The organism is Pseudoroseicyclus sp. CXY001 (assembly GCF_041714655.1).
GTDB lineage: Bacteria > Pseudomonadota > Alphaproteobacteria > Rhodobacterales > Rhodobacteraceae > Pseudoroseicyclus_A.
Genome location: NZ_CP168219.1, coordinates 3,390,001 through 3,415,782, shown reverse-complemented (window position 1 = coordinate 3,415,782; position 25,782 = coordinate 3,390,001). Strand labels below are relative to the sequence as shown.

At 71.5% G+C, this 25,782-nt stretch carries 19 protein-coding genes; 9 read left to right on the top strand and 10 right to left on the bottom strand.

Annotated features, from left to right (window positions below; genetic code table 11):
- Positions 1-2: 2 nt before the first annotated feature.
- The 4 genes from ACAZ03_RS16665 to pcaH are packed head-to-tail and all read right to left on the bottom strand — an operon-like array spanning position 3 to position 3,460.
- The gene (locus tag ACAZ03_RS16665; RefSeq protein WP_373355234.1) at positions 3-1,274 is read right to left on the bottom strand and encodes a lyase family protein; all 1,272 of its coding nucleotides are present in this window, start codon (positions 1,272-1,274) and stop codon (positions 3-5) included.
- Positions 1,271-2,113, bottom strand: a complete 843-nt coding sequence (locus tag ACAZ03_RS16660; RefSeq protein ID WP_373355233.1) for a 3-keto-5-aminohexanoate cleavage protein — start codon at positions 2,111-2,113, stop codon at positions 1,271-1,273. Before ACAZ03_RS16660 ends, ACAZ03_RS16665 begins: the two co-directional genes overlap by 4 nt.
- A gap of 13 nt (positions 2,114-2,126) precedes the next feature.
- Positions 2,127-2,726, bottom strand: a complete 600-nt coding sequence (gene pcaG, locus ACAZ03_RS16655; RefSeq protein ID WP_373355232.1) for a protocatechuate 3,4-dioxygenase subunit alpha — start codon at positions 2,724-2,726, stop codon at positions 2,127-2,129.
- Positions 2,726-3,460, bottom strand: coding sequence for a protocatechuate 3,4-dioxygenase subunit beta (gene pcaH, locus ACAZ03_RS16650; RefSeq protein WP_373355231.1), 735 nt, complete (start codon positions 3,458-3,460; stop codon positions 2,726-2,728). The genes pcaG and pcaH overlap by 1 nt, the downstream gene beginning before the upstream one ends.
- Positions 3,461-3,758: 298 nt before the next feature.
- Here pcaH and ACAZ03_RS16645 point away from each other — a divergent pair, with 298 nt between their 5' ends.
- The 5 genes from ACAZ03_RS16645 to ACAZ03_RS16625 all read left to right on the top strand — a co-directional run bounded on the left by ACAZ03_RS16645 (position 3,759) and on the right by ACAZ03_RS16625 (position 13,090).
- Positions 3,759-9,179, top strand: a complete 5,421-nt coding sequence (locus tag ACAZ03_RS16645; RefSeq protein ID WP_373355230.1) for an alpha-2-macroglobulin family protein — start codon at positions 3,759-3,761, stop codon at positions 9,177-9,179.
- Positions 9,176-11,245 carry a penicillin-binding protein 1C gene (gene pbpC / locus ACAZ03_RS16640; RefSeq protein ID WP_373355229.1) on the top strand — a complete coding sequence of 690 codons (2,070 nt, stop codon included), beginning with the start codon at positions 9,176-9,178 and terminating at the stop codon, positions 11,243-11,245. The genes ACAZ03_RS16645 and pbpC overlap by 4 nt, the downstream gene beginning before the upstream one ends.
- A gap of 76 nt (positions 11,246-11,321) precedes the next feature.
- Positions 11,322-12,236: a tetratricopeptide repeat protein gene (locus ACAZ03_RS16635; protein WP_373355228.1), complete on the top strand. Its 915-nt coding sequence runs from the start codon at positions 11,322-11,324 to the stop codon at positions 12,234-12,236.
- A 27-nt stretch (positions 12,237-12,263) separates the two neighbouring features.
- The gene (locus tag ACAZ03_RS16630) at positions 12,264-12,905 is read left to right on the top strand and encodes an LON peptidase substrate-binding domain-containing protein (protein WP_373355227.1); all 642 of its coding nucleotides are present in this window, start codon (positions 12,264-12,266) and stop codon (positions 12,903-12,905) included.
- Positions 12,902-13,090: a Trm112 family protein gene (locus tag ACAZ03_RS16625; RefSeq protein ID WP_373355226.1), complete on the top strand. Its 189-nt coding sequence runs from the start codon at positions 12,902-12,904 to the stop codon at positions 13,088-13,090. Before ACAZ03_RS16630 ends, ACAZ03_RS16625 begins: the two co-directional genes overlap by 4 nt.
- A gap of 250 nt (positions 13,091-13,340) precedes the next feature.
- Here the strand turns inward: ACAZ03_RS16625 and ACAZ03_RS16620 are convergent, their stop codons facing one another.
- The 3 genes from ACAZ03_RS16620 to ACAZ03_RS16610 all read right to left on the bottom strand — a co-directional run bounded on the left by ACAZ03_RS16620 (position 13,341) and on the right by ACAZ03_RS16610 (position 19,386).
- Positions 13,341-16,481 carry a DNA translocase FtsK gene (locus tag ACAZ03_RS16620; protein WP_373355225.1) on the bottom strand — a complete coding sequence of 1,047 codons (3,141 nt, stop codon included), beginning with the start codon at positions 16,479-16,481 and terminating at the stop codon, positions 13,341-13,343.
- Between the two features lie 18 nt (positions 16,482-16,499).
- The gene (locus ACAZ03_RS16615) at positions 16,500-17,678 is read right to left on the bottom strand and encodes an aminotransferase class I/II-fold pyridoxal phosphate-dependent enzyme (RefSeq protein WP_373355224.1); all 1,179 of its coding nucleotides are present in this window, start codon (positions 17,676-17,678) and stop codon (positions 16,500-16,502) included.
- A 394-nt stretch (positions 17,679-18,072) separates the two neighbouring features.
- Complete coding sequence (locus ACAZ03_RS16610; RefSeq protein WP_373355223.1) at positions 18,073-19,386, bottom strand: amidase; 1,314 nt, start codon at positions 19,384-19,386, stop codon at positions 18,073-18,075.
- Positions 19,387-19,430: 44 nt separating this feature from the next.
- Here ACAZ03_RS16610 and ACAZ03_RS16605 point away from each other — a divergent pair, with 44 nt between their 5' ends.
- Positions 19,431-20,669 (top strand): UbiH/UbiF/VisC/COQ6 family ubiquinone biosynthesis hydroxylase, encoded by a 1,239-nt coding sequence (locus tag ACAZ03_RS16605; protein ID WP_373357099.1) that lies wholly within the window; start codon positions 19,431-19,433, stop codon positions 20,667-20,669.
- Here the strand turns inward: ACAZ03_RS16605 and ACAZ03_RS16600 are convergent.
- Complete coding sequence (locus ACAZ03_RS16600) at positions 20,666-21,748, bottom strand: AbrB family transcriptional regulator (protein ID WP_373355222.1); 1,083 nt, start codon at positions 21,746-21,748, stop codon at positions 20,666-20,668. The genes ACAZ03_RS16605 and ACAZ03_RS16600 overlap by 4 nt on opposite strands.
- Before the next feature lie 103 nt (positions 21,749-21,851).
- Here ACAZ03_RS16600 and ACAZ03_RS16595 point away from each other — a divergent pair, with 103 nt between their 5' ends.
- Positions 21,852-22,760, top strand: coding sequence for a M23 family metallopeptidase (locus ACAZ03_RS16595; RefSeq protein ID WP_373355221.1), 909 nt, complete (start codon positions 21,852-21,854; stop codon positions 22,758-22,760).
- Here ACAZ03_RS16595 and ACAZ03_RS16590 read toward each other — a convergent pair.
- Positions 22,757-23,044 carry an NfeD family protein gene (locus ACAZ03_RS16590; protein ID WP_373355220.1) on the bottom strand — a complete coding sequence of 96 codons (288 nt, stop codon included), beginning with the start codon at positions 23,042-23,044 and terminating at the stop codon, positions 22,757-22,759. The genes ACAZ03_RS16595 and ACAZ03_RS16590 overlap by 4 nt on opposite strands.
- A gap of 4 nt (positions 23,045-23,048) precedes the next feature.
- Positions 23,049-23,939, bottom strand: coding sequence for an SPFH domain-containing protein (locus ACAZ03_RS16585; RefSeq protein ID WP_373355219.1), 891 nt, complete (start codon positions 23,937-23,939; stop codon positions 23,049-23,051).
- Positions 23,940-24,121: 182 nt separating this feature from the next.
- On the opposite strand from ACAZ03_RS16585, the gene msrP reads away from it, so the two are divergent.
- Positions 24,122-25,021 carry a protein-methionine-sulfoxide reductase catalytic subunit MsrP gene (gene msrP / locus ACAZ03_RS16580; protein ID WP_373355218.1) on the top strand — a complete coding sequence of 300 codons (900 nt, stop codon included), beginning with the start codon at positions 24,122-24,124 and terminating at the stop codon, positions 25,019-25,021.
- The gene (gene msrQ / locus ACAZ03_RS16575) at positions 25,021-25,644 is read left to right on the top strand and encodes a protein-methionine-sulfoxide reductase heme-binding subunit MsrQ (protein WP_373355217.1); all 624 of its coding nucleotides are present in this window, start codon (positions 25,021-25,023) and stop codon (positions 25,642-25,644) included. The genes msrP and msrQ overlap by 1 nt, the downstream gene beginning before the upstream one ends.
- The last annotated feature ends 138 nt before the right edge of the window (positions 25,645-25,782 follow it).

The window sequence follows — 25,782 nt, the reverse complement described above, 5'->3', positions numbered from 1 at the left end:
AGCTAGGGGCGGGCGGCCGCGAAGACCTGTGCGGCGGCGGCCTTGCAGGCGGGGATGACCGCCTCTGGCGTGAGGGCCGACCAGTCGACGGGGGCGTCGGTGAGGCGCTGGAGCGCCTCGATGAGGGGGGCGTCGGCCTCGGCCGCCTCTTTGACCAGCGCCTGGGCCTCGGCGCGGCCGAGGTGGGGGGCGAGGGCGAAGCTCGCGGCCTCGGCGAGGGCGGCGCCGTCATCCAGCGGGGTGCGGAGGGCGGCGGGGTCGGGGCGGAGCGTCTCGGCGAGCGTGATCGCATGGGCGAGCGCGGCGCCGGTATCGGCCAGCATCTGCGGCAGGGTCAGCCATTCGAGCGCCCAGGCGGCGCCGTCCCGCTCCTCCGCATGGGGGGCGGAGAGGGCGGGGGCGAGCGTGGCCGTCAGGCGTGTGAGCGTCAGGATCGCCTCCGCCGCCACGGGGTTGCTCTTCTGCGGCATGGTGGAGGAGCCGCCGCCGATGCCGGCGGTCACTTCACCCGTGCGCCCGAGGAGGATGAGGTCGCCGGCCATCTTGGCGAGCCCGGTGCCGAGCCGGGCGGCCCATTGGCCCAATGCCTGCACGGCGCCGCGATCGGTGTGCCAGGCCGGCCTGTCCGGCAGGCCGAGGCGGGCGGCGAGGCCGGCGGAGACGGCGGGGCCATGCGGGGCGACGGAGGTGTTGGCGCCGGAGGCGCCGCCGAACTGCACGGTGAGCCGGGCGCGGAGCGCGGGGAGGGCGGCGGCCTCGGCGATGACGGGCTGCGCCCAGCGCGCGGCGCGGAGACCGAAGGTGATCGGCGTCGCCACCTGGCTGCGCGTGCGGGCGGCCATGACGAGATCGGCATGGGCTTCGGAGGCGGCCTTGAGGACGGCGATCAGCCGGGCGGCGCGGGCCTCGAGGATGCCCAGAGCGGCGCGGTACTGAAGGACGAGCGCGGTGTCGACGATATCCTGGCTGGTGGCGCCCCAATGCACGAAGGCCGCCGCCTCTTCGGGGAGCGCCTTCCGGAGCGCCGCGACCAGCGCCGGCACGGGCACGCCGGCCGAGGCGGTGCCCTCGGCGAGGGCGCCCGGGTCGATCTCCAGCCCCGCGAGCCCCTCGGCGATGGCGCGGCCGGCCTCCGCCGGGATCACGCCGGCCTCCGCCTCCGCCTCGGCCAAGGCCGCCTCCACCCGGATCATCGCCGCCGTCAGGGCGGCGCCGGAGAAGAGCCCGGCGATCTCGCCCTCGACGAAGAGCGCGCCGAGCGGGGCGCCGATCACGCGGGCACGCTCTCGGTCAGGCCGAGGATGGCGCGGGCCTCCTGCCACGTCGCCACGGGGCGCTCGTACTCATCGCAGAGCTCGGTGACGCGGCTCACCAGCGCGGCGTTGGAGGCGGCGAGCGTGCCCTTGTCGAGGCGCACGTTGTCCTCCAGCCCCGTCCGCGCATGGCCGCCCTTCATGACGGACCATTCGTTGATGGTGATCTGGCTGGCGCCGATGCCGGCGGCGCACCATTCGGCATCGGGCGCGAGGCGCTTCAGCGTCTCGATGTAGAAATCGAAGATCGGCTCGTCGGCGGGCATGGCGTTCTTCACGCCCATGACGAACTGCACATAGAGCGGGGTCGCGAGCCGCCCGTCCTCCGCCATCTTCGCCGCCTGGACGATGTGCGAGAGGTCGAAGGCCTCGATCTCGGGCTTGATGCCGTAGGTCAGCATCTCGGAGGCGAGCCAGTCGACCAGATCCGGTGGGTTCTCGTAGACGCGGGTCGGGAAGTTGTTGGAGCCGACGGTCAGCGAGGCCATGTCGGGCTTCAGGGGCAGCATCCCGCCGCGGGCCTGCCCGGCGCCGGAGCGGCCGCCGGTGGAGAACTGGACGATCATCCCGGGGCAATGCTCGCGCAGGCCCTCGAGGAGCCGGCCGAACTTCTCGGGGTCGGACGACGGCGTCTGATCGTCGTTGCGCACATGGCAATGGGCGATGGTGGCGCCGGCCTCGAAGGCCTCCTGCGTGCTCTCCACCTGCTCCGCCACGGTGATCGGCACCGCCGGGTTGTTGGCCTTGGTGGGCAGCGAGCCGGTGATGGCGACGCAGATGATGCAGGGCTTGGCGCTCATGTCTCTCTCCTCTTCAGAGATCGAGAAACACCGTTTCACCCTCGCCCTGCAAGCGGATGTCGAACCGATATTCGGATTCGCCTGTCTTGGTTGCGATAAGCGTATCTACCCGGGGCCGCTGCTCGATGCGCGACAGGAGCGGGTCGTCCCAATTATCCTCGTCCTCGAAGTAGATGCGGGTGTTGAGGCCGATGTTGATGCCGCGCGCGACGATCCAGAGGCTGATATGCGGCGCCTGAAAGCCGCCGCCGCGGGCGGGAACGGGGCCGGGCTTGACCGTGACGAGCTCGAAGACGCCCGTCTCCTTGTCGGCGGCGAAGCGGCAGAAGCCGGAGACGGCGGGGTCTGCGCCTTCCTGCCCCGGATAGAGCCCGGCGGCATCGGCCTGCCAGCTTTCGAGCAGCGCATCGCGGAAGGCCCAGCCCATGCCGTCATAGACCTCGCCGCGGATGGTGATGACCTCGCCCTTCGCGCCGTCCGAGATCGGCGAGCGGCCGAGATCCTCGGGGTAGATCGTGGTGATGCCGGTGAAGCTGGGGATGCAGCCGATGTGCACGTAGGGCCCGGCGGTCTGCGAGGGGGTCTCCTGCAGGTTGGTGAGGCTCTGGGTCATCACATGCCCTCCAGCTTGTTCTCGAACATCGTCTGGCGGCGGCCACGGAGCACGATGTCGAACTTGTAGGCGAGAAAGTCGTGCGGCCGCGATTTGGCGAAGTCGAGCGGCGCGACGAGCCGATCGAGTTGCGAGCGGTCCTTCACCGTGGCGGCGATGGGGCAATGGTCGATGAGCGGGTCGCCCTCGAAATACATCTGGCTGATGAGCCGCTGCCCGAAGGAATGGCCGAAGATCGAGAAGTGGATATGCATCGGCCGCCAGTCATTGCCGCGGTTCGGCCAGGGATAGGCGCCGGGGCGGATGGTGAGGAACTCGTAGTACCCGTTCTCGTCGGTGAGGGTCCGCCCGCAGCCGCCGAAGTTGGGGTCGAGCGGGGCGAAATAGGTATCCTTCACATGGCGGTAGCGGCCGCCGGCATTTGCCTGCCAGATCTCGACGAGGGTCTCCGGCACGGGCCGGCCGAATTCGTCGAGCACCCGGCCGTGGACGAGGATGCGATCGCCGATGGCGAGGCTCTCGCCGCGGGTGAAATTGGCGATGAGGTTGTTGTCGAGCGGGCCGATGAGCGAATGGCCGAAGCGGGGGCCGGTCTCTTCCGACGGCGTCGATTCCATCGACAGGAGCGGCCAGCGCGGGCTCCGCGACAGGCTGGTCTTGTAATCGGGGTCGTAGGGCACCGGGTGAAGCGCCCGGTTGCGGGGCACGAGCGGCCCCTGATCGCGTCTGTCCATCCCTCGGGCCTCCTCTCCCTGCTTTGCTTTATGGGGCGGCGAGGGGCGGGGTGCCAAGGGAGGATGGGTGCAAATGGCCGGGAGGATCGGCGCAGGAGGGGGGTGCCCGCGCTGCGGCACCGGGGCGCCGGTGCCGGAGGCGATTCCCCCCCTGCGACAACGGGCAGGAGCGATCGGGGCGAGGCCGGGGCGCGGGGGCTTGTGAAATGCGGGAATTCCCGACCTTTGCTGCACGAGCGGTCGCTTGCCCGACTCGGGGCGCCATGCGACCCTGCCGGCATTGATGGGAGGAATTGTCATGCGTGGATTTCTGGCCGCCGTCCTGATGCTGGTTGCGAACGTGGCTCTGGCGCAGGACGCGATGCCCGAGCGGCACCCGGCCGTGTCGCGCAACATGGATTTCTACGGCGCCGATCTGCAGCAGATCTTCGACACCACGCTCGATGCCTGTCAGGCGGCCTGCCTCGGCAACACGCTGTGCCAGGCCTTCACCTTCAACCAGCGCAACAATTCCTGCTTCCTCAAGGGCGGCGTCAGCGAGACGACGCCCTATGACGGCGCCATCTCGGCCCATATCGTCACCGCCACGCCGCAGGCGATCCTGCGGGCCGAGACCCGGGCCGTCGACCTCGGCTTCCTCGGCGAGGGCACGCTGGCCGCCGCCCATGACCTCGCGCTGATGATCGGCCGCTACCATTCCTCCGAAGGGCTGACAGTGACGGAGCTGCTGGACGCCGCCGACCGGCAGCCGCGCGGGCTGAGCCGCTACCGGCTGATCGGCGCCGCCCTGTCGCTGGAGGATCGGTCGGACCTCTGGCTCGCCTACGGCAACCTGTCGCGCACCGTCGAAGACCAGGATGCCGCGCAGATCCGCACCGCCCGCGGCCGCGCCGTGCCGGCCCTCGTCAACGCCTATCTGCGCGCCGAAGGGCCGGCGGAGCAGGTGGCGGCGCTCTTCGACCTTGCCGGGGCGCTGGAAGACGACGGCCGCGGCCGCGACATGATCCCCGCGCTCCGCCTCGCGCAGGAGATCCAGCCCCGCCGCGATATCGAGGAGGCGCTGGACCGCGCCATCGGGCTCTACGGCTTCCGCATCGTGGACACGACGGTGGAAAGCGACGCCGCCCGCCCCCGCATCTGCGCCGAATTCTCCGAGCCGCTGGTGCAGGCCGGCACGGATTACGCGCCCTATGTGCAGCTCCCCGATCCGGGGCTGACCGTCGAGGTTTCGGGGCCGCAGGTCTGCGTGGACGGCGTGGCCCATGGCGAGCGCTACCGGCTGCTCTTCCGCGCCGGCCTGCCGGCGGCGAGCGGCGAGACGCTGATCCGCCCCGTCGAGATCACCCAATACGTGCGCGACCGCTCGCCGGGCGTGCATTTCCCCTCGCGCGCCTATGTGCTGCCGGCCCTTGGCGAGGTGGCGCTGCCGGTGGAGAGCGTGAACCTCTCCGAGACGGAGCTGAAGCTCTACGCGGTGTCCGACCGCAACATCATCCGCGCCATGCAGGAGGATTACTTCGGTGAGCAGCTCGGGCCCTGGGCAGTCGACTATTTCCAGGAGCAGATCGGCACCGAGATCTGGGAGGGCACCGCCGCCCTCGACATGCCGCTCAACGCCGATGTCACGACGCGCCTGCCGATGGACGAGGCTCTCGCCGGGCACGGGCCGGGGCTCTACGTGCTCACCGCCGCCGTGCCGGGGGCCGACCCCTATGACACGCCGCCGGCGGCGCAATGGTTCATCCTCTCCGACCTCGGGCTGACGACGATGGAGGGCAGCGACGGGCTGACCGTCGCCGTGCGCTCGCTGGCGACGGCGGGGCCGGTGGAGGGGGCTTCGGTGCAGCTCCTCTCCCGCGCCAATGCGGTGCTGGGCGAGGCCGTGACCGGGCCGGATGGCGTGGTGCGCTTCGAGGCGGGGCTCGTCCGCGGGCAGGGCAGCGCGGCGCCGGGGCTGGTGACCGTCCGCCATGGCGAGGCGGACATGGGCTTCCTGTCGCTGACGGATCCGGCCTTCGACCTCTCCGACCGCGGCGTCGAGGGGCGCGAGGCGGCCGGGCCGATCGACACGTTCCTGACCACCGACCGCGGCGCCTATCATGCCGGCGAGACCATCTGGGCGACGGCGCTGATGCGCGACGAAGAGGTCGCGGCGCTCGCGGACGTGCCGCTGACGGCGATACTCTACCGGCCCGACGGGGTGGAATATACGCGCCAGACCTCCGCCGGCGGGGTCCTCGGCGGGCATGTCTTCGGCCTCGCCACCGCCGGCACCGCGCCGCGCGGTGCCTGGCGGATCGAGGTGAAGAGCGACATGGAGGCGCCGCCGCTCGCCTCTGCCTCCGTCCTCGTCGAGGATTTCCTGCCTGAGCGGCTCGATTTCGAACTGGCCCTGCCGGAGGTGCTGCCGCTCGGCGCCACGCCGCGGCTCGACCTGCAGGCCGATTACCTCTTCGGCGCCCCGGCGGGCGATCTGCCCATCGAGGGCGACATCGTCCTCTCCGCCCGGAGCAGCCTGCCGGACTTCCCCGGCTATCGCTTCGGCCTCTATGATGCCCCCTTCGAGACGCGCTACGCCAGTTTCGGCAACCGCCAGACGGCGGCGGATGGCGGCGCGGGGCTCGACCTGAGCTTGCCGGAGGTCACCGGCGTCAGCCAGCCGCTGGCGCTGACGGTCACGGCGCGCGTCTCGGAACTCTCCGGTCGCCCGGTGGAGCGGCGGACCAGCGCCACGCTCCTCCCGGACCAGCCGATGATCGGCATCAAGCCGGCCTTCGGCGATGACGTGGTGCAGGAGGGCTCCACCGCCCGCTTCTCGCTGATCGGGCTCAGCCCCGAGCTGGCGCCGGAGGAGATGCCTGTCACCTGGACGGTCAACCGCGTGCGGACGCGTTACCAGTGGTATCGCCTCGGCGGCTCGTGGAACTGGGAGCCGGTGACGACCCGCGAGCGCGTCGCCTCCGGCGAGGCCAGGCTCGGCGCGGCGCCGGTGGAGGTCGAGGCCGACGTCACCTGGGGCCGCTTCGAGATCGTCGTCGAGCGGGCGGGCGGCGCCTATGTCGCCTCCTCGATGGATTTCTACGCCGGCTGGTATGTGCCCGAGGGCGATGCCGGCACGCCCGACGTGCTGGAAGCCTCGCTCGACGCCGAAAGCTACGTGCCCGGCGACACCGCCTATCTCCGGATCGTGCCGCGCTTTGCGGGGACGGCGCTGGTGACCGTGCTCACCAACCGCGTCGTCCATATGGAGGCCGTGGAGGTCCCCGAAGGCGAATCGCTGATCCCGCTGGAGGTGACGGAAGATTGGGGCGCGGGCGCCTATGTCTCCGCCTCCGTCCTTCGCCCGATGGATGTGGCCGCGGGCCACAATCCGGCGCGGGCGCTGGGCATCGCCTATGCCACTGTCGCGCCGGGGGACCGGCAGCTCACCGTCACGCTGGACGTGCCGGAGGAGGTGCGCCCCCGCGAGCGGCTGACCACCGACGTGACCGTGGAGGGGCTCGCCCCGGGCGCGGAGGCCTATGTGACGCTCGCCGCCGTCGACGTCGGCATCCTCAACCTCACCGCCTTCGAGGCGCCGGACCCCTCGGGCTATTACTTCGGCCAGCGCCGGCTCGGCGTCGAGCTCCGCGACCTCTACGGGCGGCTGATCGACGGCACGCAGGGCGCGCTCGGCACCGTGCGCTCCGGCGGGGACGGCGCGGCGGCGATGGCCGCGGAGGCGCCGCCGCCGACGGAAGAGCTCGTGGCCTTCTTCGCCGGCCCGGTGAAGGTCGGGCCCGACGGGCGGGCCGAGATCGGTTTCGACCTGCCGGCCTTCAACGGCACCGTGAAACTCATGGCCATGGCCTGGAGCGCCGAGGGCGTGGGGCAGGCGTCGGACGACGTCGTCGTCCGCGACCCCGTGGTGCTGGCGGCGACGCTGCCGCGGTTCCTCTCGCCCGGCGACACCTCGCGGCTCCTCATCGAGCTGACCCATGCCGAGGGGCCGGTGGGCGAGGCCATCGTCGAGCTCTCCGCCACCGGGCTCAACCTCTCCGGCCCGACCGCGCTCTCGGCGGTGCTGGAGGAGGGCGGCCGCTGGGTGCAGCCGGTGACGATCACCGCCGGCCTGCCGGGGCTCGCCACGCTCGACATCCGCATCACCACGCCCGGCGGCGAGGTGCTGGAGAAGCATCTGGAGCTGGGGGTGGAGGCGCATGACCCCGAGGTGATGCGCATCTCGCGCTTCGACCTCGGCCCGGGCGAGACCTTCACCTTCGATGACCAGGTCTTCGCCGGCTTCCTGCCCGGCACGGGGGAGGCGACGCTTTCCGTCGGGCCCTTGGCGCGCTTCGACGCGCCCGGCCTTCTCGCCGCGCTCGACCGCTATCCCTACGGCTGCACCGAGCAGATCGCCGCGCGGGCGCTGCCGCTCCTCTACATGGCCGATGTGGCCGAGGCGATGGGCATGGCCTCGGCGCCCGAGGTGAACCAGCGGATCACCGAGGCGATCCGCGAGGTCTTGGGCAATCAGGCCGCGAACGGCGCCTTCGGGCTCTGGGGCCCCTATTCGGGGGACCTCTGGCTCGATGCCTTCGTGACCGATTTCCTCTCCCGCGCCCGGGGGCGGGGCTATGAGGTGCCCGAGCTGGCGATGCGCCAGGCTTTGGACAACCTCCGCAACCGCGTGAACTACGCCCCCGATTTCGAGGCGGGCGGGCAGGAGATCGCCTATGCTCTGATGGTGCTGGCGCGCGAGGGCGAGGCGGCGGTCGGTGACCTCCGCTACTTCGCCGACGAGCGCGCCACGGCCTTCACCACGCCGCTCGCCGCCGCCCAGCTCGGCGCGGCGCTGGCCTTCTACGGCGACCAGCTCCGGGCCGACCGGATGTTCGCCCGGGCGGAGGACCTGATCGTGACGCTGCCGCCCGACCCGCTGACCTCGGTCTGGCGGGTGGATTACGGCACCGGCCGGCGCGACGTCGCCGCCGTGCTGGCGCTGGCCGTCGAGGCGGGCAGCGAAGCGGTGGACCGCGCGGCGCTGGAGCAGCGCCTCTCCGCCGCGCTGGCGGCCGGCCGGCCCTCGACGCAGGAGGCGACCTGGTCGCTCCTCGCCGCCGATGCGCTGATCGACGACCTGCGCCAGACCGGGATCACGGTGGATGGCGCCCCGCCCGAGGGGCCGCTCGTGCGGCTCCGCGAGGCGGGCGAGGGGGCGCCGCCGGTGCTGATTTCGAACGGCGGGGCCGGGACGGAGCTGACGGTCACCACCTTCGGCGTGCCCGAGGTGCCGGAAGGCGCCGGCGGCAACGGCTATGCGATCAGCCGCAGCTACTACACGCTGGAGGGCGAGCCCGCCTCGCCGGACGGCGTCGCGAGCGGCACGCGGCTGGTGACGGTGCTGACCGTGACGCCCTTCGGCCGGCAGGAGGCGCGGCTGATGGTCGATGACCCGCTGCCGGCGGGGTTCGAGATCGACAATCCGAACCTCATCTCGGCGGGCGACATCTCCGGCCTCGACTGGCTGGAGCCGGCCCCGGCGGAGAGCGCGCAGTTCCGGGCCGACCGCTTCCTCGCGGCGGTGGACTGGCGATCGGACGAGCCCTTCCGGCTCGCCTATATCGCCCGCGCCGTCAGCCCCGGCACCTACCACCACCCCGCCGCCAGCGTCGAAGACATGTACCGGCCGCAGATGCGCGCCCAGTCGGACCCGGGCCGGGTGACGGTCGCCGAGTGAGGGGCCCGGGCAGGCGGCGCGGGAGGGGGGCCGGGCGCTCCGGCGCCGGCTGGCTCTTCGCGCTGACCCTGCTCCTCTGGGGCGCCGCCTTCGGGCGCGACAGCTTTGACGCCTGGGTCGCCGCCACCGACCTGCCGCCGCTCGCGACGACGCATTCGGCGGAGGTGGTGGACCGGCAGGGCGAGCTCCTGCGCGCCTATACGGTCGGCGACGGGCGCTGGCGGCTGGCGGTGAGCCTCGATGCCGTCGATCCCGACTATATCGAGATGCTGATCCGCTACGAGGACAAGCGCTTCCGTGAGCATGGCGGCGTCGATGCCGTCGCCATGGCGCGGGTTTTTTGGCAGGCGCTGCGTTACCAGCGCTTCGTCGCCGGCGGCTCGACGCTGACCATGCAGGTGGCGCGGCTTCTGGAGGAGGGGCCGACCGGCACCCTGACGGGCAAGCTCCGCCAGATCCGCGTGGCGCTGGCGCTGGAGGAGCGGCTGAGCAAGGACCAGATCCTGCAGATCTACCTCGACCGCGCGCCCTTCGGCGGCAATATCGAGGGCGTCCGCGCCGCCTCCTACGCCTGGTTCGGCAAGCCGCCGCATCGGCTGACCCCGGCCGAGGCGGCGCTGCTGGTGGCGCTGCCGCAGGCGCCTGAGAGCCGCCGGCCCGATCGCCACCCCGAGGCCGCTCGCGCCGCGCGCGATCGGGTGCTGGCGCGGATGGAGGGCGCCGGCATCCTCACCGAAGAGGCGCGCCTCGCCGCGCTCACCGAGCCCAGCCCCGACCGGCGCCGCGACTTTCCGATGCTGGCGGCGCATCTGGCCGACACGGCCCGCGCCGCCGACCCGCTGGCCGAGCTGATCCAGACGACGCTCGACGCCGGGCTCCAGACCCGGATCGAGGCGCTCGCTGCCCGTGCCGCCCGCGAGGCGGGCCAGCGCCAGCAGATCGCCATCCTCGTCGCCGACCACCGGACGGGCGAGATCCTCGCCAGCGCCGGCTCCGCCGGCTACGGCGCCGAAACGCGCGAGGGCTATCTCGACATGACCCGGGCGCTGCGCTCGCCCGGCTCGACGCTCAAGCCCCTGATCTACGGCCTCGCCTTCGACCGGGGGCTCGCGCATCCCGAGACGATCCTCTCCGACAGGCCGATGGATTTCGCCGGCTACCGGCCGCAGAATTTCGACGGCGCCTTCCGGGGCGACATTCCGGCGCGGGAGGCCTTGCAGCTTTCGCTCAACCTGCCCGCCGTGGCGCTGCTGGATGCCATGGGGCCCCAGCATCTCTATTCGGCGCTGACCCGCGCCGGCGCCTCGCCGCGCCTGCCGATTGACGAGGCCCCCGGGCTCGCCATCGCTTTGGGCGGGCTCGGGCTGAGGCTGACCGACCTCACCGGCATCTATGCCGCGCTCGCCGAAGGCGGCCACCGGGTGGATCTGCGCTTCACGCCCGCGCCCACGCCCGGCTTCCAGCCCGTCGAGCTGATGGGCCGGGCGGCGGCCTGGCAGGTGGCGGATATCCTCTCCGAGACGCCCCGCCCCCTGGGCATCCGGGGGGCGGAGATCGCCTTCAAGACGGGCACCTCCTACGGCCACCGCGACGCCTGGGCGCTGGGCTTCGACGGGGCGCATGTCATCGGGGTCTGGATGGGCCGGGCGGACGGCACGCCGGTGCCCGGCGCCTTCGGCGGCGAGCGGGCGGCGCCCGTGCTCTTCGCCGCTTTCGAGCGGATCGAGGGCGCCCGCACCCCCCTGCCGCCGCCGCCGCCGGAGACGCTGATCCTCGCCAATGCCTCCCTGCCCGCCCCCCTCCGCCGCTTCACGCCGGCGGGCGCCGCCGCGCCCGACCCGGGCCCGCGCATCGCCTTCCCGCCCGATGGCGCGCTGGTGGAGGGCGAGGCGCTGATCGCCCGCGTCTCAGACGGGGCGGCACCCTTCACCTGGCTGGCCAACGGCGCTGTCATCGCCCAGAGCCGCCGCCGCGACGTGCCGCTGCAGCTCGGCCGCGGCTTCTCGGCGCTGACGGTGATCGACGCCGAGGGCCGCTCCACCACCGCGCATATCGAGCTCCGCTGATCCCCGATTGCCGCTTGGAACCCGGGGCCGGGGCGCACATATAGGGGCCGAAGCTGTCTGAAAGGGAGCGATTGCCATGCTTGGTCTGGGCGAAGAGCCGAAACCCGCCGCCTCCCCCTATGTCGAGGGGACCGATGCGAACTTCATGAAAGAGGTCGTCGAGGCCTCGCAGACGGTGCCGGTCATCGTCGATTTCTGGGCCACCTGGTGCGGCCCCTGCCGCCAGCTCGGCCCGGCGCTCGAAGCCGCCGTCGTCAAGACCAAGGGCGCGGTGAAGCTGGTAAAGATCGACGTCGACCAGAACCCCGGCTACGCCGGGCAGCTCCGCGTCCAGTCGATCCCGACCGTCTATGCCTTCTGGCAGGGCCAGCCGGTCGACGGCTTCCAGGGGGCGCTGCCGGGCTCGGAGGTCGACAAGTTCGTGGAGAAGCTGAAGGGCCTCGCCGGCGGTGAGGACGAGGGCGACGGGCTGGCAGAGGCCATCGCCGCCGCCGAGGAGATGCTTGCCCAGGGCGCCGCGACGGATGCGGCGGAGACCTTCGCGGCCATCCTCGGCGAAGAGCCGGAGAATGCCGCCGCCTATGGCGGGCTGATCCGCTGCCATGTGGCGATGGGCGAGCTCGATCAGGCCGAGGCCGTGCTGAACGGCGCCCCCGCCGCCATCCACGCCGCGCCCGAGATCGAGGCCGCCCGCGCCCAGATCGCGCTGGCACGCCAGGCGGAAAGCGCCGGCCCGGTCGCCGAGCTAAAGGCGAAGGTCGAGGCCGATCCGGCCGATCATCAGGCGCGCTTTGATCTGGCGACGGCGCTTCACGCGTCCGGCCAGACGCAGGAGGCGGTGGACCAGCTCCTCGAGCTCTTCCGCCGGGATCGCGAGTGGAACGACGGCGCCGCCAAGACGCAGCTCTTCACCATCTTCGAGGCGCTGAGCCCGAAGGACCCGGTGGTTCTGACCGGCCGCCGGCGCCTGTCGTCGATGATCTTTGCCTGAGCCGGCCACCGCGCTAGCTTGCAGCCCATGAGCCGCACCGCCGACCTGCCGGGCACCCTTGCCCTCTTTCCCCTGCCGGGAGCGGTGCTGCTGCCCCGCGCCCGGCTTCCCTTGCAGATCTTCGAGCCGCGCTACCTCGCGATGCTCGACGATGTGCTGAAGACACCCGAGCGCCTGATCGGGATGATCCAGCCGACGCGCGACGACCGCCTGCAGGCGGTGGGCTGCGCGGGGCGGGTCACCTCCTTCAGCGAGACGGATGACGGGCGCTACATGATCACCCTCACCGGCCGCTCGCGCTTTCGCGTCACGGAAGAGCTGGAGAGCTTCACGCCCTACCGCCGCGCCGAGGTCGACTGGGCGGAGTTCCGCGCCGACCGCGGCCCGGCGGAGGCGGACGCGGCGCTCGACCGCGAGGATTTCCTCGGGCTCCTCCAGCGGTTCTTCCGCAACGAGGGCCTCTCGACCGACTGGGACGCGCTGGAGGCGGCGGAGGACGAGATCATGATCAACGCGCTATCGATGCTCTGCCCCTTCGAGCCGGAGGACAAGCAGGCGCTTCTCGAGGCGCCGAGCCTCACCGAGCGGCGGCAGGTGCTGCAGACGCTGATCGAATTCGCGCTCCTGGGCGGGCAGGGCGGGTCCTCGGGCGAGGAGCGGCTGCAATGAGCCGCGAGCCCGGCTTCGACCCCAAGATGCTGGAGGCGCTCGTCTGCCCCGAGACGCGGGGGCCCCTGCAATACGACAAGGAGCGGCAGGAGCTCGTCTCCCACGCCATCGGGCTCGCCTATCCGATCCGCGGCGGTATCCCCGTGATGCTCGCCGAGGAGGCGCGGAACCTCAAGGCGGACTGAACTCCCGGCGGGGCCAGAAAATTCTTCGAGAAGAATTTTGGGCGCTGCTGCGGGCGGCGGTGCCCGGGTGGAGAGCGTGTTTTGGGGGGCTGTCTGCCCCCCGTCGCCTTTGGCGACTCCCCCCGAGGGTGCCCGGGAGCAAAGACATGGGGGGCGGGGAGCCCCTGCGCACTCGCTTTTCCTCAAATACGCGCGGGGGCAGTCGGCCGTTCAGGCCGCCGGGGGGGCGGGGCCCCCCGGCTCCCCGCTCTCAATGGACCTCCGGCACCAGCACTTCGCGCTTGCCGACGTGGTTGGCGGCGCTGACGACGCCTGCGTCCTCCATCTGCTCCACGAGGCGGGCAGCCTTGTTGTAGCCGATGGCCAGCTTGCGCTGGATGTAGGAGGTCGAGCACTTGCGGTCCTTGGCGACGATTTGCACCGCCTGGTCGTAGAGCGCATCCTCGCCGTCGGTATTGCCGCCGAGGCCGAGGACCTCGTCGATCGAGGTGCTGCTGTCGCTCTCGTCGGGGCCCTCGACGACGCCGCCCACGTATTCCGGCGGGCCGAAGCCCTTGAGATAGGTGACGATCTCCTCGACCTCCTCGTCGGAACAGAAGGGGCCGTGCACCCGGCTCACCCGGCCGCCGCCGGCCATGTAGAGCATGTCGCCCTGGCCGAGGAGCTGCTCGGCCCCCTGTTCGCCGAGGATCGTGCGGCTGTCGATCTTGGAGGTGACCTGGAAGGAGATCCGGGTCGGGAAGTTCGCCTTGATCGTGCCGGTGATGACGTCGACCGAGGGGCGCTGCGTCGCCATGATGAGGTGGATGCCGGAGGCGCGGGCCATCTGGGCGAGGCGCTGGATGCAGGCCTCGATCTCCTTGCCCGCCACCATCATGAGGTCGGCCATCTCGTCGACGATCACGACGATATAGGGCATCGTCTCGGGCACGGTCTCTTCCGTCTCGAAGATCGGGTCGCCCGTTTCCTCGTCGAAGCCGGTCTGGATGGTGCGCTCGAAATTCTCGCCGCGGGCGAGGGCCTCGCGGACCCGGCCGTTGTAACCGTCGATGTTGCGCACGCCCATCTTCGACATCTTGCGGTAGCGCTCCTCCATCTCGCCGACGACCCATTTGAGGGCGACGACCGCCTTCTTGGGGTCGGTGACGACGGGGGAGAGCAGGTGCGGGATGCCGTCGTAGACGGAGAGTTCCAGCATCTTGGGGTCGATCATGATCAGCCGGCATTCCTCCGGTGTCAGCTTGTAGAGGAGGCTGAGGATCATGGTGTTGATCGCCACCGACTTGCCGGAACCGGTGGTCCCGGCGATGAGCAGGTGGGGCATCTTCGCGAGATTGGCGATGATCGGGTCGCCGCCGATATCCTTGCCGAGCGCGAGCGGCAGCTTCTGGTTGCCGTCGCCGAAATCGCGATGGGCGAGGATCTCGCGCAGGAGCACCATCTCGCGGTTGTTGTTCGGCAGCTCGATGCCGATCACCGAGCGGCCGGGCACGGTGGAGACGCGGGCGGAGAGGGCCGACATCGAGCGGGCGATGTCGTCGGCGAGGCCGATGACGCGGCTGGCCTTGAGGCCGGGCGCCGGCTCGAGTTCGTACATCGTGACGACGGGGCCGGGCTTCACCGCGGTGATCTCGCCCTTCACGCCGTAATCGTCGAGCACCGATTCGAGCATCCGGGCATTCTCCTCCAGCGCCTCGGAGGAGAGGTGATGCCGGCGGACGGTGCCGGGATCGCGCAGGAGGTTCAGCGGCGGGTAGTCGTAATCCGCGTAGCGGTCCTCGAGCGGCAGGCCGGGCTGGGCCTCGGCGCGGGCGCGGGTCGAGGGGGCCGCGGGCTTGCGCGGCGCCTGCTGGACGACCTTCTTGGCGCGGGGCTCGGGCTGGGGCAAACCCTGGGGCAGGACCTGCGGCGTTGCGGGCATCTCGTCTTCCGGTGCCCATTCCTCCGCCCAATCCTCTTCCAGGACCATCTCGTCATCGGCGGCGAGGACGAGGGGCTGGGCCGCCTGCGCGGCGCGGCCGCCGGCCATCAGCGGTGGCTCGGTGCGCGGGCCGCCGGTGCCCGGGGTCTGGTTGAGGATCAGGGGCCGGGGGCCCTTGGGGCGCTCGGGCCTGGCAGGGGCGGGCGCGGGTGTGGCGGCGGCCCGGCGGGCACGGATGGCGCCGGCGATGCGGGCGCGGATGCGATCCTCAGGGTCGAGATCCTCGGGGATCTCCTCCTCATAGACCGGTTCGGGCTCTGCCTGGGCGCGCCGGCCGAAGCCGGGCAGGCGCGAGAGGAAGCCGCCGGACGTGGCAGCGGCGGCAGCGGCAGGGGCCGCGGCGGCAGGCGCCGGGGCCGCGCCGAGGCGGGTGGCGCCGCCGAGGCTGGGGCGGGCCGGGCCCTGGGACGCGGTGAGCGGCGGCTCGGCGCGAGAGGGCATCTGCCGGCCGGCGGGCGTTGCCGTCAGGGCGCCGCGGCGGGGCGGCGGCATGAGCGGGGCGTAGGCGTCCTCATAGAGATCCTCGTCCTCCGGCTCGACCTCGGGCTCGTCATACTCCTCGGCGCGCACCACGCGGGCCTGGGCGCGGCTCTGGTCACGGGCGCGGGCGGGCGGCATGCGGACGCGGGCGTCGGAGACGAGGCGCTCGGCCTCTTCCTCTTCCTGCCATTCGGCGGCGCGGGCGCGGGCGGCCTCGCGGCGCTCGACCATCGCCTCGCGGGCGCGGCTGCCGGCGGCGCCGAGGCCGCGCACGCCGAGGGCGGCGCCCTGGCCGGCGATGCGCAGGATCAGCGCGTAGAGCATGACGAGGCCCCAAAGGAACAGCCGCCAGGCGAGCTTCAGCTCGCTCAGCGTCAGGCCCAGCACCCAGCCGCCGAGCGCCAGAAGGCCGACGCCGGTCACGAGCGACAGCATCTTGACCCCGACGCCCGCGCCGATGGGTAGGGCGGTGAGCAGCACCGCGTCGATCGTGTCGCCGAAGAGCCCGCCGAGGCCGAACTGGTGCGGCCAGGTGGTCGGCGGCGCGAGGGTCGAGGCGTAGATGGAGGCCATGGCCACCGCGAAGGGCGTGAAGACCAGGCCCCAGAGCGCCCATTCCCCGCGCCAGTGGCCGGCAAGGCGGATGCCCCAGACGATCAGCGACAGCGGCAGGACGAAGGCGCCGCGGCCGAAGATCATCATGAGCGGATGCGCCAGCGAGGCGCCGACGCGGCCCATCATGTTCTGCACCGGCGCGTCGGAGGCGACGAGCCAGTTGGGATCGTCGGGCGAATAGGAGAAGAGCATCAGGGCCGCCGCCAGACCGAGGCCGGCGACGAGGATGCCGATGAGCTCGCGGCCCCGTCTCTCGATCGCGGCCTGCATGTTGCTGTCGAAGAGCGGGTCGCGCCCCCGTGCCTGATACGCCATGTGCCCTCGCCTCTTTTCTTATGCCAGGCAGTCGCGGAGCCGCTGGAGCCCGCGCTGCATGTCGTCTTTCGGGGCCACCATGGCGACCCTGATGTATCCTTGCCCCGGATTGCCCACCGCCGTCTCGCGGCCGAGATAGGCGCCGGGGAGCACCGTCACGCCGGTTTCCTGCCAGAGCTTCAGCGCTGCCGCCTCGCCATCCTCGACCGGCAGCCAGAGGAAGAAGCCCGCCTGCGGCGGCTGGTAGCCCGGGAGCTTGCCGAGGATCCTGTCGGCGATGCGGTACTTTTCGGCATAGAGCGCCCGGTTCGCCTCGACATGGGCCTCGTCATCCCAGGCGCGGGCGGAGACGGCCTGCAGAGGCAGGGGCAGGGGTGCCCCGGCATAGGCCCGCAATTGCCGCATCCGCGCGATGGCCTGCCGCCCGCCGACGGCGAAGCCGGAGCGGAGGCCGGGGAGGTTCGAGCGCTTGGAGAGCGAATGGAAGGCCACGACCCGCTCGGGGTCGGCCCCTTCCTCGCGCGCCACCTCGAGGAGGCCCGTCGGCGGCGCGTCGCGGTAGATCTCGGAATAGCATTCGTCGGCGAGGATGATGAAATCATGCGCCTCGGCGAGCTGAAGGAGGCTGCGCCAGTAATCGCGCCCCGCCACGGCGCCCTGCGGGTTCGAGGGCGAGCAGATATAGGCGAGCGCGGTGCGGTCGAGGATCTCCTTCGGGAGGGCGGCGTAATCGGGCAGGAAGCCGGTCTCCTCCGTGGCGGAGACATAGACCGGCTCGGCCGAGGCGGCGAGCGCGGCGACGGCATAAACCTGGTAGAAGGGGTTGGGCGTCAGCACGACGGGTTTCGCGCCGGCCTTCTCCTCGGGGCAGAGGGCGAGACCGGCGGCGAAGAGCCCCTCGCGCGTGCCGTTGAGGGCGATGAGGTTGTCCGGCGTCAGCGCCTCGGCGCCGTAGCGCCGGGCGAGCCAGCCGAGAATGGCGGAAAGGAGCTCCGGCGTGCCCTCGTTGGCCGGGTATTTCGCGAAGCCGGAGAGGTTGGCGGTCAGCACCTCGGCGAGGAAATCGGGCATGGCATGCGTCGGCTCGCCGATGGACATGGCGACGGGCGCATCGCCCGGCTCATGGCCGTCGAGAAGCGCCCGCAGACGCGGGAACGCGTAGGGAGGGAGCTGCGAAAAGCGCTCGGGAAATGCCATAACTGCCTCAGGTCGGGGTCGTTTTCGCCCCGTTTGGGCCAGACTAGCCGCCGCGCCGCCGCAATGTCCAGATTTCCCAAGGGAGCCGCGGGGTTGGGGAAGGGGCCTTGTGGCTTTTGGGTCAAGGGTGTGGGGGTGGCGGGCTCAAGCCCGCCCTACGGCCTTGCGCCCTTTTCCGGCGCCAATGCGGTGCCCCCGCCCGGTACGCGCCGAAGGCGCAGGGCGAGCGCCGGTGGCGCTCTGGTGGGGCTGGGCATGAGGTCGGAGCGGGGATGTGGCGGCACCATAAAGTGCCATGCGGAACCGGCAGGAGCGCCAACCCACGGGCCGGCGCTCGCCCCGCGCGGCGGCGACTTGCCCAGCTGTGAGGGGGAAGGTGGGTTACAAACCCACCCTACGCCAGGCCTTCCACCGCCGCCGCGAGGCGGAGGAGGAGGCCCTCCCGCTCTGGCAGCGCATTGAGGAGGAGCCCGCAGGAGGGCGCGCCGGTCGGCAGCGAGATCGAGGCGAGGCCCATGAGATTGGCCATCCGCGTGTTGCGGAGCGTCAGAAGGTTGGATTCGACATAGTAGTCGTCCTCCGCCAGCAACCGCGCCTTCACCGGCGGCAGGATCGGGGCGCTGGCGCAGATCACCGCGTCGTAACCGGCTGTCGCCGCACGGAAATCCGCCCGGAGCGCGTGGAGCCGCTCCCAGCCCGCGACGAAGGCATGGGCCGGCACGTCGCGGCCGGCGGAGACGCGCTTGAGGATCTGGGGGAACATCTTCTCCGGCGCCGGTTCGATGAACGGCGCCCAGGCGCCCCAGGCCTCGCCCGTGTAGAGGGGCCCCGCGAGCGCATAGGCCTCCGTCAGGCAGGGGAGCGCGGCGGAGGTGACCTCGGCGCCGGCGGCACGCAGGGCCTCGACCGACGCGGCGAGGGCCGCGGCGGGCTCGGGGGAGAGGTCCTCGCCGACGACCGTCTCCACCAGCAGTAACCGCCGGCCCTTGAGCGAGGCTCCGGTCAGGTCCACCGCCGGCCCGCCCATCGCAGCGTAGAGGAGCGCGCAATCCTCGACCGTCCGGGCGAGCGGGCCGATGGTGTCGAACCGCGCCGCCAGCGGCACGGAGCCGGTGAGCGGCAGCGCGCCGTGGCGGGGTTTGAAGCCCACGATGTCGTTCCAGGCCGCGGGGATGCGGCAGGAGCCGCCGGTGTCCGACCCGATGGCGCCGGCGGCCAGCCCGAAGGCGACCGAGGTCGCGGCGCCGGAGGAGGAGCCGCCGGGCACCAGCTCCGCCCCATGCACATTGGGCGGCGTGGCGGTGATCGGGTTGAGCCCGAGGCCCGAGAAGGCGATCTCGCTCATATGCGTCTTGCCGAGGCAGACGAGCCCCTCGGCGGAGGCGCGGGCGAGGACCGGTGCGTCCGCCTCCGGCACGCGGCCCGCCATCAGGGCGGTGCCCGCCTCCGTCGCCACGCCGGCGCTGTCGAAAAGGTCCTTCCAGGAGATCGGCACACCGTCGAGCGGGCCGCGGCGGGTGCCGGCCTTCGCGCGGGCGGAGGCCGCCTCCGCCTCCGCCAGGGCGCGGTCAGGGGTCAGGCGGGCGTAGATGTCGCGGCTCTCGGCGGCGGCATCGAGGAATGTCTCCGCCAGCGCCACCGGGTCGATCTCGCCCCGCCCGATTGCCCGCCCGAGCGCGCCCGCGCTGATCTGCCGCCATGCCTGCATCGCCTGCCTCCTTCGCCGGGGCGACGCTAGCGCCCCCGGCCCCCATGGACAATGCGGCCCCGCGGCGCGACAACGCCCTCATGCAGCGCGCGCTCATCATCGGCGGCGGTCTCAACGGCCCGGCCCTGGCCCTGGCCCTCGCAAAGGCGGGGCTGGAGCCCGTCGTGCTCGACGCCCTGCCGGCCGAGACGCGCGCCGCCCCCGGCTTCGACGGCCGTGCCTATGCGCTGGCCCATGCCTCGGTCCGGCTCCTCAAGGCGCTGGGCATCTGGGGCGCGGTCGCGGCGGAGGCCCAGCCGATCGAGGAGATCAAGGTCACCGACGGCGTCGCTGGCGAGGGCGCCGGGCCTTTCTGGCTGCATTTCGAGCGCGGCGCGCTGGAGGAAGGCCCGATGGGCCAGATGGTGGAGGATCGCCACCTCCGCCCTGCGCTGCTCGCCGGGCTCGAGGCGGCCGGCATCGAGCATCGCGCCGGCGTGCGCGTGGTGGCGCAGCAGGCCGGCCCCGGCACCGCCAGCGTCACGCTGGAGGACGGCACCGAGCTCACCGGCACGCTGATCGTCGGCGCCGACGGGCGGCGGAGCGGCACGGCGGAGCGCGCGGGGCTGAAGCGCCGCGTCACCGACTACGGGCAGAGCGCGGTGACCTGCGCTGTCGCCCATGAGCGCCCCCATGAGGGGGTCGCGCATCAGTTCTTCATGCCGGGCGGGCCGCTGGCGATCCTGCCGCTCGCCGGCAATCGCAGCTCCATCGTCTGGAGCGAGACGACCGCCCGCGCCGAGGCGCTGATGGCGATGGACGAGCCGGCCTTCCTCGCCGCGCTCCGCCCCGCCTTCGGGGACCATCTCGGCAAGATCTCCCTCGCCTCGAAACGCTTCGCCTATCCGCTCGGCCTGTCGCTGGCCGAGCGCTTCATCGCGCCCCGCGTGGCGCTGGTTGGCGATGCGGCGCATGGGCTGCATCCGCTGGCGGGGCAGGGGCTGAACGCCGGGCTCCGCGATGTTGCGGCGCTGGCGGAGGTGCTTTCCGCCGCCGCGCAGCGGGGCGAGGATATCGGCGCCGCCGCGACGCTCGCGCGCTACCAGAGCTGGCGGGGATTCGACACGCAGGCGCTGGCGCTGGCGACGGACGGCTTCAATCGTCTGTTCTCGAACGACAATCCGCTGCTCCGCGCGGCACGGGGGCTGGGTCTCGGCCTCGTCTCGGCGGTGCCGGGGCTCCGCCGGTCGCTGATGCGCGAGGCCGCCGGGCTGACGGGCGACCTGCCGCCCCTGATGCGCTAGGCGCCGTCCTTCTCTCCGCGCCGCGCCACCCAGCGCCAGATCGGCCGGGCCATGGCCACGACCAGCGCGATGCGCGTCAGATGCATGACCGAGACGAAGGCGAGATCCTCCCCCATCGACAGCGCCAGAAGGCTCATCTCGGCCAGCCCGCCCGGCGAGAAGGCGAGGAAGGCCTGCGTCGCCGGCATCTGCATGATCGCCGCCACCGGTACGGCGAAGGCGAGCGCGATGACGATCATCACCGCCGCCGAGGCGCCGGCCACCGCCATCTCGCGGCTCACCTCCCGGAAGGTCGTGCCGAGGAAGCGGCAGCCGATGACCACGCCGATGACGAGCTGCGCGAGGTTCACGAGCTGCGTCGGCGGCGCGACATGGACGATGCCCGCCACATGCGCGGCGCCGGAGACGATCATCGGCCCCATGACGGCATAGGCCGGCAGGTCGAGCTTCTTGCCGCCCCAATAGCCGAGCGCCGCGGCGGCGGTGAGGATCGCCCAGTCCGAGAGGCTGAGCGCCGAGAGCGCCACGTTCCGCGCCGGATTGCCGCCGCCGGCCGAGCCTGTGGCGCCGTAGACCAGCGAGAAGAAGAGCGGGATGAGGAAGACGACGACGAGGATGCGCGTTGCATGGGCGAGCGCGATGCGCCGCTCGTCGCCGCCCGCCGCGGCGCCGAGGAGCATGGCGTCGTTGAGCCCGCCCGGCATCGCCGAGAAGAAGGCCGTCGACCTGTCGAAACCGCCGAGGCGGCGGAAGACGACGTAGGAGCCGGCGAGCGCGGCGAGGAGGAATGGCGCCAAGACCAGGAAGGCCGGCCACCAGCCGGGCATCGAGAGCAGCACCGGCAGGGTGATGGCCGAGCCGAGGAGCACGCCGATGATCGGGATGACAATCATGCGGAGCTGGTTCGGCCCCGAGATCGGCGCCCCCGCGAGCGCCGCGACGGTGCAGCCGAACATCGGCCCGAGCATCCAGGGGAGCGGCAGGTAGAGCCAGAGCGCCACCCGCGCGGAGGCATAGCCGATCAGGAGGGCAAGCGCTTGTCTTGCAAGGAGTTGGGGCGAGATCGGACGGCGCGGCATGGCCCCCCGATTAGCCCCGCCGGGCGGGAGCGGCAAGCCGGGTGGCTTGACCCAAAGTCAGCCGCGGCCTAGGCCGGGGCGACATTGGGGCAGGGGTGAGCCGATGGATCCGTTTCTCTTCGTGATGCAGGTGGCGCTGCCCGTGGGGCTGCTCCTCTGGCTCTGGCTCCGGCCGATGCGGGGCGGGCTGCCCTTGGTGCTGCAGGTGCTGGCGACGGGCGTGGCGCTCGCCGCCATCGCCATGGTCGCCCCCTTCGCCATGCCGCCCTACTGGGTGCCGTGGCTCTACGGCGCCGCCTGGCTGCTCCTGTCGATCCGCGGCCTCGCCCGCTCGCGGCGCGGGCTCTGGCCGGAGGGGCCGGTGGTCTCCGTCGCGCTCGCGCCGGTCATCGCGCTCGGCATCTACGGCGCGGGGCAGATCGCCGAGGCGGTGCCCGGCCAGCGCCCGCCCGAGGGGGTGGAGGTAGTGGACCTCGCCGCGCCGCTGCCGGGGGGGCTCTACATCGTCGAGAACGGCGGCAGCCGGCAGGCGGTCAACGGCCACATGCATCTGCTGGCGGAACCCGGGCCGGATCGTGGGCAGGCCTATGCGGCTGATATCATTCGCATTCGGCCCTCGGGCCTGCGCACCGACGGCTGGCGCCCCGCCGACCCGTCGCGCTACCTCGGCTTCGGCACGCCGGTCGTCGCGCCCTGCGCGGGCGAGGTCGTGGCGGCCTCCGACACGGCGCCGGACATGGCGGTGCCCCTCGCCGATGCGGAGCATCCCGAGGGCAACAGCGTCACGCTCGATTGCGGCGGCACCTCCGTGGTGCTCGCCCATCTGCGGCAGGGCTCGCTGGCGGTGGCCACGGGCGATGCGGTGGAGGTCGGCGCCCCGCTCGGCGAGCTCGGCAATTCGGGCAACACCACCGAGCCGCATCTGCACATCCATGCCGAGCGGGACGGCGCGCCGCTCGCGATCACGCTCGAGGGCCGCTTCCTCGCCCGGAACGACCGGATCCGCTTCTAGTTCTCGTTGATGTCCTTCTCCCAGACCTTGGTCTGGCCCTTCCGCACCCCCAGCCATGCGCGGAGCGCCACCCAGGCGGCGAGGCTGAGGAGCGCGAAGGCGAGCAGCGCCAGCGGCAGCGAATCGGCGGCCATGGCTGCAAGGCTCCAGTCCGGCCAGACGAGCAGGCCCATCACCGCCGCGCCGATGGCGAAGCCGAGGAAGACGTAGCCGGGGGCGAGGATCTCGAGGATCCCCAGGCCCACCGCGGCCGCGAACCAGACCCAGGGCAATGTCCAGATCATCGGGCTACTCCTTCCGGAACATGCGGAAGGCATCGGCGAAGCTGTCGAGCGCCGTGGCCGGCACGACGACGAGCTGCTTGCCCGGCCCGTTGCCGATGGCGGTCAGCGCGTCGACCTGCTTGATCGCCACCTGATACTGGATCGCCTCGAGCCCGTTCTCCTGAATGGCGCCGGAGATGACCTGCGTCGCATAGGCCTCCGCCTCCGCCGAGATGCGCTTGGCCTTGGCCTCCTGCTCGGCCGCATAGAGCTGGCCGTCGGCCTGAAGCTCCACCGCGCGGCGCTTGCCCTCGGCCTCGGTCACGAGCGCGCGGCGGGCGCGCTCGGCGTTGAGCTGCTGGAGCATGGCGGCGCGGGTCGCCTCGTCGAGGTTCACGTCGAGGATCTCGGCCCGCGTCACCTCGATCCCCCAGTCATCCACCATCGCCCGCACCTGCTCGCGGATCTTGGCGATCAGCTCGGAGCGGTTGGACTGCACATGGTCGAGCTCCATCTGCCCGATCTCGGAGCGGACGATGCCGGCGACGGTCGTGGCGATGGCGCCGTCGATGTCGCGGATGCGGTAGACGGTCTTCTCCGGCTCGGTGATCCGGTAGAAGACGGAGGTATCCACCTTCACCAGCACGTTGTCGGAGGTGATGGCATCCTGGCTCGCCGTGGGGAGCTGCCGCTCGAGGATCGAGATGCGATGCGCCACCCGGTCGAGAAACGGCACGGTGAAGTTGATCCCCGGGCCGAGCACCGCATGGAGCCGCCCGAAGCGCTCCACCACGTATTTCTCCGACTGCGGCACGATGCGGATGCCGCGGAAGATCGCGATGATGACGAAGACCGCCAGCAGCAGCGCCACGATGGAGCCGCCCGTCAGGCCGGTCGCGTTGAGAAAGTCATCCATCGCCGCTCTCCTCTTCTTTGCGTCATATGACAGCGCCGGCGCCCCCCGCGGAAGGGGAAAATGCCGCCAAAGGCCACAGGCCGGGAGGTTTCAGCCGCTTCAAGCCCTCGTGAGAGCTGCACATTCTTCGTAACGATCTACGTTCCTGCGTCAGTAATGGTGGATGAACCAAGGAGGATCTCATGGCGCATCGCTGGACCAACGACATGACGCGGGCCGATGTCACCCCGAAGGAGCTCTGGCTGAATCGCCGGCAGATCATGGCCGGAACGGCCGGCATCGGCGCCGCCGCGCTGGCCGGGCGGGCCGCCGCGCAGGATGCGCTGGAGCCCAACCCGATCGAGGACATCACCAGCTACAACAACTTCTACGAATTCGGCACGGGCAAGGAGGACCCCTCCCGCAACGCGGACGAGATGGTCATCTCGCCCTGGTCGATCACAGTCGATGGGCTTTGCGACAACCCCGGCGAGTACATGCTGGACGACCTTCTGTCGGGCCTCACCACCGAGGAGCGGATCTACCGCTTCCGCTGTGTGGAGGCATGGTCGATGGTCGTGCCCTGGAACGGGGTGGAGCTCGCCGACCTCCTCGCCAAGCTCGGGCCGAAGCCGGAGGCCAAGTACGTGGCCTTCGAGACAGCGGTGCAGGAAGAGAACATGCCGGGCGTCCGCCGGGGGGTCATTCCCTTCCCCTATGTCGAGGGGCTCCGGATGGACGAGGCGATGCATCCGCTGACGCTCTTGGCCACCGGCATCTACGGCGAGCCCATGCCCAAGCAGAACGGCGCGCCGATCCGGCTGGTCGTGCCGTGGAAGTACGGCTTCAAGTCGATCAAGAGCATCGTGCGGATCTCCTTCGTCGAAAACGAGCCGCCGGCGACGTGGAACATCATCAACCCGCGGGAATACGGCTTCTATTCCAACGTGAACCCGACCCATGACCACCCGCGCTGGAGCCAGGCGACGGAGCGCAGGATCGGCGGCGGGCTCTTCGCCTCGCGGCAGGATACGCTGATGTGGAACGGCTATGACGAGGTCGCGCCGCTCTACGAGGGCATGGATCTGGACGTCAACTTCTGATGACCCTTTCCGACCGCATCAACGGCTGGCTCCGCCGCGTGCCGCCCTGGGCCATCTACGTGGCCGGCTTTCTCTATGCCGCCTGGTATTTCTGGCTGGGGCTGACGGGGGGCCTCGGCCCCGAGCCGATCAACACGCTCGAGCGTGAATACGGGCAAACGGCGATCCAGCTGCTGATCGCCGGGCTGGCGGTGACGCCACTTCGCCGCTTCGCCGGGATCAACCTCCTGCGCTTCCGCCGCGCGATCGGGGTGACCTGCTTCTTCTTCGTGCTGGCGCATCTGAGCGTCTGGGCCCTGCTCGACGTGCAGGCGCTCGGCCGGGTCTGGGCGGATATCCTCAAGCGGCCCTACATCACCATCGGCATGGGGGCCTTCCTGCTGCTCCTCCCGCTGGCGGTGACGTCGAACAACCTCTCGATCCGCAAGCTCGGGCCGAAATGGCGGCAGCTCCACAAGCTGGTCTACCCGGCGGCGATCCTCGCGGCGGTGCACTTCATCTGGCTGGTGAAGGGATTCCCCTGGGAGCCCTTCATCTACGCGGGGATCATCGCGGTGCTGCTGGGGCTGCGGCTCGTACCCAGGAAGCGGCCGAAACCGGTGGCCCGGCAGGTGGCGAGTTAAGCGCATAGTATAGCTCGCGCGTGCGCGCGCGAAGGAGCTGCCTGGAAAGGGGCGGGGCGACGGCCTCGCCCCTTGCTGATTCCGGGGCGATTCCAGGGGGAGAGGGGTGACTCGGCGGATCTGCGGAGACTGCCGCAG